The following is a 10,523-nucleotide window of genomic DNA, read 5'->3' on the forward strand; positions in this document are numbered from 1 at the left end:
CCAGGGTTCGGATGCGCCACTGGACAATGGTTTGAAGGGGAAGTGCCTTGCGGATCCTGTATGTGGGCGACACCGCCTGTTTGCCCGATGATCTGACCGACTACATCGGCGACATGGGCGACGAATGGAAGGTCGAGTTCGTTGCCGACGGCAACACCGCCATGTTCGCGGTCGCCAATTCCCCGATTGACGTGTTGATCGTCGGCCCGGGCCTGCCCGACCTGCCGCCAGCCACGCTGCTTGGCCAGATTCGCACCCTGCGTCCGGAAACCATCCGCATCGCGCTGCTGGAAAACACCGAGGCCGGCGTTTCCCCGCCGATCAAGCTGATCGGCGTCGCCCATCGCTTCCTGCCACTGCCACTGTCTTCCGAGACCGTGCTGGAAGCCATCCACAGCCTGGAAGAACTGCGCGACCTGCTGGACAGCCCGCGCCTGCGCCGCGTGATTGGCCGGGTCGAGCACCTGCCATCGCCGCCGCATCTGTATTTCGCGCTGACCCGCGCGCTGGAAGAGGACGACGGCGACAGCAGCGACATCGCCCGCATCGTCTCCGGCGATCCGGCCATCGCCGCCAAGGTGCTGCAGCTGTGCAATTCGGCCTATTTCTCCAACGGCCGCGCCATCACCGATCTGCGCGCGGCGGTCACAAGGCTGGGCCTGGCGACCCTGCGTGACCTGGTGCTGGCCAGCGAAGTGTTCTCGATCAAGACCGGCAGCAACGTCGATCGCCTGGCCCTGCAACAGCGTGCGTTGATCGCCTCGCGCCTGGCCGCGCGCATCCTGCCGAAAACCAGCGCCGAACTCGGCGCCACCGCCGCGCTGCTCGCCGACGTCGGCCTGCTGCTGCCCGGCGTACGCGACGAACGCGAACCCGTCGCCGCCGAAGGCGACGAACGCCCTGGCCACACCGAAGCCGGCGCCTACCTGCTCGGCCTGTGGGGCCTGCCCATGCCCATCGTCGAAGCCGTCGCCTTCCATCGCCAACCGCAGCGCTCCAGCCTGCGCAGCTTCTGGGTCCCCGGCGCCGTGCATGTCGCCGGCGCGCTCGCCAGCAACGAGCAGGTCGATGAGGATTACCTCAAATCGCTCGGTGTGCTGCATCAACTCGCCGGCTGGCGGGAGATGGCGGATAGCCTGTTTGATCGGGTGGCTAGCGCTGCCTAGCGCCATGCGCTGGACGCGGCGAGAACGCTGGCTGGGAACCTGGCGCATTCAGCAGATAGCATGACGTAGCCGTTTCCCGCCCGCCCTCTTTGCAGATCGTCCGCCTGTAAAGGCGGTGCAGGGGAGATATTCCAGGCGGAACTGGCTGTCATGCATTGCCGCCTTGCCTGCTTTCGATACCGGGGAATCCATTGTCTGCGCCTGTTTGTCATGCTGGTGGTAGAACATGGACAGCGGCGCCCCTTTTTCAGCTGAGTTCTGAGGCGAGGCCCCGGTTGACTGGCGGCGGACGGAAGCGGATGCTCCAGCCTGAAGTATCACCGAAACCGGCGGACGCACGGAAAAAGAATGGAGCCTTGGCGTACAAGGGGCAGCGCGCTTTCGAGGGAGTCTTGAACGGGGAGATAGGGATGTTGCGTAGCTGCACTGCAAAAATGTTGCTGGGAAGCATGATTGCCTGGACGGGTTTTTCGCAGCCGGCATCGGCCCAGACGCAAAAGGAAACACACGAGGAATACGCCAAGCAGATTAAAACCGCCGAGGCCATCGGCGCGCTGGGCAATGATTTGTTCGGCGAACAGGTCAATCTTTATACCGGCAGCCTGTCCTTCACCGTCACTGACGTCAGCCTGCGCGGGAACAATGCGCTACCGGTGGAAATTCGCCGCAGCTTCAAGGTCGAGTCGCGCGATAGCCTGTATTCGCAGGGAGCGTTCGGCGACTGGGAACTCGACATTCCCTACCTGTACGGCACGTTCGCCCGCAAGACGCTGTCCAGCGAGGTGGGGTGGCAGGTGCGCACGCTCACGCCCAACGCGCGTTGCTCGGTCAACGTCAATACCGCCATGCCACCGGATGCCGAAGCATCCGGGTCTGGTTCGGGTAATTACTTCGAGGCCGAGGAGTTCTGGGCCGGCAACTCCCTGCATCTCCCGGAAGGCGGCGACCAGGAAATGCTGCTGGTGGCGTCGGAAAACCCCAGCAAGCCGGCCGACGGCGCGACCTATTACTGGACGACCTCCGGCCACTGGTTTTTCTCCTGCCTGGCCAATACGGCCAATGGCATCAGCGGCGAAGCCTTCCTGGCGCGCGGTCCGGACGGCACGACATACCGGTTCGACTACCCGGTAAAGCGCACCGCGCCCAGTCTCATGAGGCGCATCTACAGCGCGACGGAGGGATTCTCCGCAAGCGCAGCCGCGCCCCCGGCCGATGGAATCATCGTCCAGCCGATGGCCGCCAACGAACTGATTCTGAACCGGCAGGAAGTCCGCATCCTGCCCACCCGGGTGACCGACCGCTTCGGCAACTGGGTCGACTACACCTATGACGCCGCGGTGGCGGGACGGTTGAACCGCATCAGTTCCAGTGACGGGCGCCAGATTGACCTGACCTACAACGCGAACGGCCAGATTGCGACGGCCACGGCCGGCACGCGGACCTGGACGTACGCCTACACCACCGATACCACCGGCACGGCGCTCACCACGGTGACGCTGCCGGACAATGGCCGCTGGAGTTACAGCCTGGCGGGGCTGCGGACCCTCTACGTGACCTACCTCCCGGACACGACCACTTGCGAGTCCGCCGGCGATGTAGGTGGTTCCGGCGGTACCGGCACCCTGACGCACCCCTCGGGGGCCAGTGGCAGCTTCACCGTCAACTGGGTGCGGCACGGGCGGTCCTATGTGCCCAATGGCTGCGTCATGGGCGGTGGCGGCCGGGTGCGCTACGCCGTCATTCCGCAGACCTTCGACACGCCCAGCCTGACCAGCAAGCAGATTAGCGGTCCCGGCATCACGACCGCCACCTGGACGTATGCCTACAGTGCACCGACCGGCAGCTGGTCGCAGAGCTGTCCCACGCCCACCAGTTGCGTGCGCACCAAGACCGTGACGGTCAATGGTCCCGGAGAGTGGTTGCGCTACACCTTCGGCACCAAGGTGTTCGAGGACGAGGGCAAGCTGCTGAAGACCGAGCGCGGCGGCAGTGCATCCGCCCTCCTGCGCACGGACGAGACGACCTACCAGCTCAGTGCCACGGGCATGGCGTACCCCCCTTTGCTGGGGCGTAGCCCCAACGGGCGCGGCGACGGCATGTCCCAGTACCACGCACCACAGCGCAAGGTCGTGACCACGCAACAGGGCACGGTGTTCACCTGGCAGGTGGATGCCACCTGCGGCGGCAACGGGACGACCTTGTGCTTCGACACGTTCGCGCGTCCCATCAAGGTGACCAGGAGCAGCGCGCCGTCGCCGTGACGGGGTGGGGATTCAGGACTGAATAACGGCCCCGGGCCGGTCCGGAAGAGGAACACGCATGAAGCGGACAGGGAAGCAGCGGATGAAGCGGATGGTAGTGGGAATAGTGCTGGCCTTGCCGCTGGCGGCGCAGGCGCAGACGTACAGCAAAACAGAGAGCATCGAGTACCACGACAACACCACATCGTGGGTACTGGGGCAGACCTCCAAGGTCACCTGCGTGGCGCCGGCCGAGTGCACACCGTCCTGGGCGCCCACGGGCATCGTGATGTCGGAGACCACGTACGACACGCTGGCCCGACCGGTGACGGTGAAGTCCTTCGGTCTGCTGAAGCAGACGCTGACCTACCATGCCGACGGCACCTTGGCCACGGTCAAGGACGCCAACAACAACATCACGACGTTCGGCAGCTGGAAGCGGGGCATTCCGCAGACCGTCAGCTACGCCGACAGCACAGGACAGTCGGCGGTGGTGGACGACCGGGGGTGGATTGCCGCGGTGACTGACGAGACCGGGGCCAAGACCTGCTACGCCTACGACGCGATGGGGCGATTGGCGAGCATCACCTATCCGTCGGAGGCGGCAAATGGGGTCTGCGACGGCAGCACCTGGACACCGCGGACCTCCGAGTTCCGCGCGATGACTGCGGCGGACTGGAAGCCGCCGGGTTTTGCTGTGGGCCAGTGGCGCCGCTACGAGAATCAGGGTAACTACGTCAAGCTGACGTACTACGACGCGCTGTGGCGTCCGTTGCTGAGCCATGAGTACGACAGTTCGAACACGACCGGCACGGTGCGGGCCACCAGCGCCGAGTACGACAGCGAAGGGCGGGTGACGTTCCAGTCCTATCCGTCCTCGAGCCTGGTGCCGGCGGCGACAGGGACCTGGAGCTTCTACGACGCGCTGGGCCGGGTGACCCAGGTCAAGCAGGACTCGGAGCTGGGGCAACTGACCACCACGACCGAGTACCTGTCGGGGTTCAAGACCCGGTTGACCAACCCGCGCGGTCAGCAGACGCTGACCATCTACCAAGCCTTCGACCAGCCCACGTATGACTACCCGACCGGCATCGACCATCCGGAAGGGGCCTCGACGGAGATTCACCGCAACGTGTTCGGCAACGTGACGGCCCTGCGCCGTCGCAATGCCACGGCCAGCGAGCAGGTGTGGCGGTATTACGTCTATCAGGCGGACCAGCAACTATGCAAGAGCATCGAACCGGAGACCGGTGCAACGGTGTACGGCTATGACTGGGCCGGCAACCTGACCCACTCGGCGTCGGGGCTGCAGGGGTTCGGGGACATTACGGCCTGCAACCACCCCGAGGCCTGGGCCTCAGGCCGTGTGGTGAGCCGCACCTACGACGCGCGCAACCGGCTCAAGTCACTCATTTTTCCCGACAGCCAAGGCAATCAGACCTGGTACTACTGGCCAACCGGAGCGGTGCAGACCATTGTGACGGACAATGACGGACCTGGACAGGGCACGGTCACCAACCACTACAGCTACAACAAGCGTGGTTTGCTGGTAGGGGAGAGTGTTACCCAGTCGGGTTGGTATAGCTGGGGAATTCAGTACCGCTATGACGGGCTGGGAAATCCGAGTGGTTACACCACGCCGGACCAACTCAACGTCAACTATCAGCTCAACGCATTGGGGCAGCCATTGGCCGTGACCAGTGGCTGGGGCACGCACGCCAGCGGCATCAGCTATTACCCGAACGGTGCTATCAAGCAATTTACCTACGGGAATGGCATCGTTCATACGATGGACCAGAACGTACGGCAGTTGCCTATTCGCACCGTGGATGGGGCAGTCCAGAACCTGGTCTACAGTTATGACGGCCATGGCAACGTGGAGGCTATCGGCGACTATGTCCAGGGGGGCGGTGATGGCAGCCATAGCCGCTGGATGACCTACGATGGCCTGGATCGGCTGACCAATGTGGGCTCGTGCATGTTCGGCGGTGACTGCTGGCATCGGTTCACCTACAACACGTTGGACAACCTGACGTCCTGGAAGTTGGCTGGCGTCAAGGACTACGCCACATATGTGTACGATGCCGGCAACCGCCTGACCAGCATTCAGAACAGCGCAGCAGCAACCATTGTCGGTCTGAGCTACGACCCTCAGGGAAATCTGGCCAACAAGAATGGTCAGGCTTACAGGTTCGATTTCGGCAATCGCCTGCGGGAAGTCACGGGGAAGGAGAGTTACCGATATGACGGATATGGCCGGCGCCTTTCGGCGAAGAATCCCGCCAAAGGTGACGTTCTTTCCATGTATGGGCAGAACGGGCAGCTCATCTTTCGTCAGGACTGGCGCCGCAACCTGAGTCTGCCCCACATCTATCTTGGTAGCAGCTTGCTGGCGACCATCGAGTGGAATTTTGTCGCCAACACAGGGGAGCTTCGCTACCAGCACACCGATGCGCTGGGGAGCCCCACGGTAGTGACAAATGCCAGTGGGCAGATAGTCGAGAGGAACAACTACGAGCCTTATGGCGTAGTGATTGGCAAGCCCAACTACGATGGCATCGGCTTCACCGGGCATGTACAGGATGCGACCACCGGGCTGACCTACATGCAGCAGCGGTACTACGATCCACAAGTAGGGCGGTTCTTGTCCGTGGATCCCGTGACGGCGTATGCCAGTCCGGGGGCCAACTTCAACCGGTACTGGTACGCGAACAATAGCCCATATAACTTCACTGATCCTGACGGGCGCCAGACATGCACGGCAAGGTATGGGTGTGGCTGGCAGCCCGCACCCTTCAATTTGTTCACTGATACTTTCTCTGGGAGAATGTGGTCCGACACCGTGGGCGATACGATTGCGCTCTTCAGGTCGGACGGACTTAACCCATTAAGCGGGGAATTTCGAAGTGCCGGGCAACTGCAGGACGCGAAATTCAATTTGCTCTTGAGTGCGGCCCCTTTCGCTAGGTTTGAGGCAACGGGGGTTCAGTCTGCGAAAGGAGTCCTTGAACAGGCTGTATTCGCTCAAAGAACTTTTCGTGAAGCCTTTGGGAACGCAGGAAGGTTCGCTGGAAAGACCATTGATGAAGTGGCAGGTGCATTGAGGTCGGGCAGGTTGAGTGTGGATGAGGTTCCTATTCAATACATCGTAAGGGATGGAAGTCATCTGATTCTTAATACGCGCTCCGCCCAGGCTCTTCAGCGGGCCGGAGTGCCGAGGGCGCAATGGAATGCACAGGACATGACGGGGAACGCTGCGGCGGAGATGCGACTGACAGAGCAGCTTAGGCGGAATCGTCTTGATAGCGGTGGAATTGGCAATCCTTCGTCAGGGAAATAGATTCGATTATGAACAAGAAATCACTATACGAATTGCCGGTTGCATCTACTGATTTTATCAGCGAGGCGACCATTGACTGGCTGGGTGCACTTCCTGTGCTTAGATACAGCTACAGAGAAAATGGGAAGGTGATTGATTCTGGGATTGCCTTCAATGGTGTTTCGGCCTTCAGGTACAGATCCGAATCTTGCTGTAACGTTTGGAATATTGAAGGCGTGTACGACACTCTGGCAGAAATAAGCGAATCAACGTGGGTAGAAGAGGTTCGCGAAGACGTTGCGCCGGTTTTTAGGCAAGAATGGGCGCCAAAGCACTTCATGATTTATTTCGACAGCGTAGGGTGTTTTGAGTTCATTGCGGATGGATGGAAATTGCTTTCCGACAACACGATGGATGTGGACCTATCTTAGTGTCTGTGCCATGGATTTAGTCGAGTTGCCACTGATGCTTCGCGGATCACCGCGTTGACTACCTTTCTGTTTTCTAGTGATTGTGGCATATGACCGTCCACTGTAGGCCGGAGCGCAAGGCATTGAGTTCGGCAAATTTGTTGCCAATGCCAGTCACTTCCCCGGGAGGTCAGTGTGGACTCGCGGCGCATCGGGTGTGGGTGGAAAATGGATGCTCCTGTGCTGTCACCAATTGGAGCGGTTAGGGGCATGTCTAAGTGTGAAATGTTTAGGGTATTGGAAGCAGGAGCCCAATGGCCTAATTGCGGCTATATGGAACTGGCACTTCTTGAAATAGGCCCCGCGTATGTGGAGGCGATGCTTTCAATGAATCTTCTTAAAGGAGACGAAGAAGGCCTGGGTCTTTGGAAGGCGATAGGATTTTCGATGGAGAACGGGGCGATGGTGGAGCTGGTACTTCATGAGGCGAGTCCGATGGCAGGCTTCGTTGTTCGGGCCGATTCGCTGCACGCCACGGAAGAAACGCTGATTGGAGTGTTGCGGCTTCTTGGAATTGGCAAAAAATTCGTGAAGTGGATGAATCCCCAATTGTGTTTGCCGGAAATCTGACTTTAGAGTCAGAGGACATTCTCTTTCGCGGGTATTTCAGGTGTGCCTCCGCCAGCGATCCCCAAGATTGCGGATGTGCTTGTACCTGTCTAGTCGTAGCCTTTGCTCAGCCATGAGGTAGATGCAGGCACGTCGGGCAGGACTGACCCGGGTGCGATGAAACGATGATCCAAGAAGAAAATACTGGTATTTCGCGTTATCGCTGCGCTTTGTCGGTCGAATCGACGTCCGTTTTCCTGGGCGCAAGAGGAGCCGTTTGAGGATCTGGCTAACTTCGGGGTAGGGGCTGAAAAAGCCACCTGGGTCAGAGGAAAAGCGGACACCGCTGATGGATGCTGACGGGGTCTGGCCTTTTATAGGATGAAGTACTACCTTGCATCCTGTGTGATGCGCCTTCGACACTCGCGTGAGTCCGATCAGCATCACCAAGGGTAGCGCACCGTCACCATGACGGGGCAAGGACTCGGGACTGAACACCGGCCAGGCCGGTCGCATCGGGGAATACGCATGAAGCGGACAGGGAAGCGGGGGATGAAGCGGACGGTATTGGGCTTATTGCTGATCCTGCCGCTGGCAGCGCAAGCACAGAGCTGGAGCAGGACCGAGACCATTACGTACCACGACAACCCCATGCTGTGGGTGCTGGGGCAGACGGCCAAGGTGACTTGCGTGGCACCCGCGGAGTGCACACCGAGTTGGGCACCCACAGGCATCGTGGTGTCGGAGACGACCTACGATGCATTCGCCATGCCGGTGACGGTGAAGGCCTATGGCAAGGTGCAGCAGACCCTGACCTATAACAGTACCTCGACCGTGGCCAGTGGCCAGTTGGGGACCTTGAGGTGGGCCAAGGACGGCAACAACAACACGACCACGTTCACCAACTGGAAGCGGGGCATCCCGCAATCCATCGCCTATGCCGACGGCACTACCCAGTCTGCAGTGGTCAACAACCACGGCTGGATTGATTCGGTCACCGACGAAAATGGCTACACCACCTGCTACGCGTACGACACGATGGGGCGGCTGGCGAGCGTTACCCCACCGTCGGAAACCGCGGCCAATGCCTGCGACACCGGTGAGGCGAACTGGAAGAAGACCCTGCTGAGCTTCCAGCAAGTCGCGGTGGCCGAGTACGGCATTCCGGCCGGGCACTGGCGGCAGATGGTGAGCACGGGCAACGGGCAGAAGATTATCTACTTCGATGCCTTGTGGCGGCCCTTGGTGACCAAGGAACTGGACGCCACCAACGGCACGACCGAGACTCTGACTAAGCGGTTCCAGCGCTTTGCCTACGACGCCGATGGTCGGGTGACATTCGCCTCCTACCCGGGCACGACGGACGCGCTGACCGCCGGTACGTGGACCACGTATGACGCCTTGGGCCGGGTGACGTCGGTGAGCCAGGACAGTGAGTTGGGCGTATTGACCACTGTGACCGGCTATCTGAGCGATGCAGCCGGTCCCTATACACTGGTCACCTCGCCACTGAGCAAGCAGACCCGCACCTGGTACCAGATGTTTGACCAGCCAGACTATTCGCGGCCGACCCGCATCTGGCAGCCGGAAGCGGCGGTGACCCACATCAGCCGGGACGTGTTCGGCAAACCCACCCGTATTCGCCGCAATAACAGCGGGGACGTCAACGGCGGGACGGTGGTGCTGGACCGCAGCTATGCCTACAACGTGAACCAGGAGCTGTGCCGTTCGGTGGAACCGGAGACCGGGGCCACGCTGATGGGCTATGACGGGGCGGGCAACCTGAGCTGGAGCGCGGCGGGCCTGCCCGTGGCCACGGCCTGCGAGGCCAACGGCACCAGTACCACTGTGGCAGACCGCAAGGTGGCGCGCACCTATGACGCGCGCAACCGGATCAAGACGCTTGTCTTCCCGGACGGACGGGGCAATACCACCAACACCTACGCATTGGATGGCCTGTTGGCCACCACGGTGGTGGACAACGACGGCACCAACGTGGTGACCACTACGTATGGCTACAACCGCCGTCGCCTGCCCACCAGCGAGCGGATGCAATGGGGCAGCATCGACTGGTCCATCGGCTATGGCTATACCGCGCTGGGTCACCTGGCCAGCCAGAGCTACCCCAACACCGGCATGGTGGCCTTTGCCCCCAATGCGCTGGGCCAGCCGACCCAGGCCGGCACCTACGCCACCGGGGTGCAGTACTACCCCAACGGGGGGATGAAGCAGTTCAGCTACGGCAACGGCATCGTCCACACGATGACCCAGAATGCCCGCCAGCTGCCGGCGCGCAGCACCGACAGCAACGGGGTGCTGGACCTGGGTTATGCCTACGACAAGCACGCCAACCCGGTCAGCATCACCGACTACACGACCGGGGCCCGGCAGAGCCGTTCCATGATTTACAACGGGCTGGACCAGTTGGTCCAGACCACCGGTGCCAGCTTCGGTACGGCTAACTACAGCTACAACGTGCTGGACAACCTCACCTCGCTGAAGGTGACCGCCGGCAGCCACGTGCGCGACCACACCTACCACTACGACATCGGCAACCGGCTGACCAGCGTGACCAACACAGTGGGAGGGGCCACGGTTGTGGGTCTGGACTACGACGTGCAGGGCAACCTGTACAAGCAGAATGGCCGGACGTTCAACTTCGACTTCGGCAACCGGTTGCGCGGCATCAACGGCATCACCAGCTATGTCTATGACGGCCATGGCCGACGGGTGCGGGACTACACCACGGCCAGCAAGTACAGCCTGTACAGCCAGAGCG

General features: G+C 61.2%; 5 protein-coding genes and 1 pseudogene. All 6 read left to right on the forward strand.

Going from position 1 to position 10,523, the window contains the following annotated elements; translation table 11 throughout:
- Positions 1 to 47 precede the first annotated feature (47 nt).
- Positions 48 to 1,166 carry an HDOD domain-containing protein gene (locus ACTJI2_RS02165; RefSeq protein ID WP_440840939.1) on the forward strand — a complete coding sequence of 373 codons (1,119 nt, stop codon included), beginning with the start codon at positions 48 to 50 and terminating at the stop codon, positions 1,164 to 1,166.
- 434 nt (positions 1,167 to 1,600) lie between these two features.
- On the forward strand, positions 1,601 to 3,427 hold the full coding sequence (locus ACTJI2_RS02170; protein ID WP_440840940.1) for a hypothetical protein: 1,827 nt from the start codon (positions 1,601 to 1,603) through the stop codon (positions 3,425 to 3,427).
- Between the two features lie 58 nt (positions 3,428 to 3,485).
- Positions 3,486 to 6,746, forward strand: coding sequence for an RHS repeat domain-containing protein (locus ACTJI2_RS02175; protein WP_440840941.1), 3,261 nt, complete (start codon positions 3,486 to 3,488; stop codon positions 6,744 to 6,746).
- 8 nt (positions 6,747 to 6,754) lie between these two features.
- Complete coding sequence (locus tag ACTJI2_RS02180) at positions 6,755 to 7,156, forward strand: hypothetical protein (protein ID WP_440840942.1); 402 nt, start codon at positions 6,755 to 6,757, stop codon at positions 7,154 to 7,156.
- Between the two features lie 312 nt (positions 7,157 to 7,468).
- Positions 7,469 to 7,765, forward strand: a complete 297-nt coding sequence (locus ACTJI2_RS02185; RefSeq protein ID WP_440840943.1) for a hypothetical protein — start codon at positions 7,469 to 7,471, stop codon at positions 7,763 to 7,765.
- Positions 7,766 to 8,482: 717 nt separating this feature from the next.
- Positions 8,483 to 10,523: pseudogene (locus ACTJI2_RS02190) on the forward strand (RHS repeat protein); the annotation flags it as partial.

Source organism: Pseudoxanthomonas sp. 22568, assembly GCF_052044485.1.
In the GTDB taxonomy this organism is placed as follows: domain Bacteria; phylum Pseudomonadota; class Gammaproteobacteria; order Xanthomonadales; family Xanthomonadaceae; genus Pseudoxanthomonas_A; species Pseudoxanthomonas_A beigongshangi.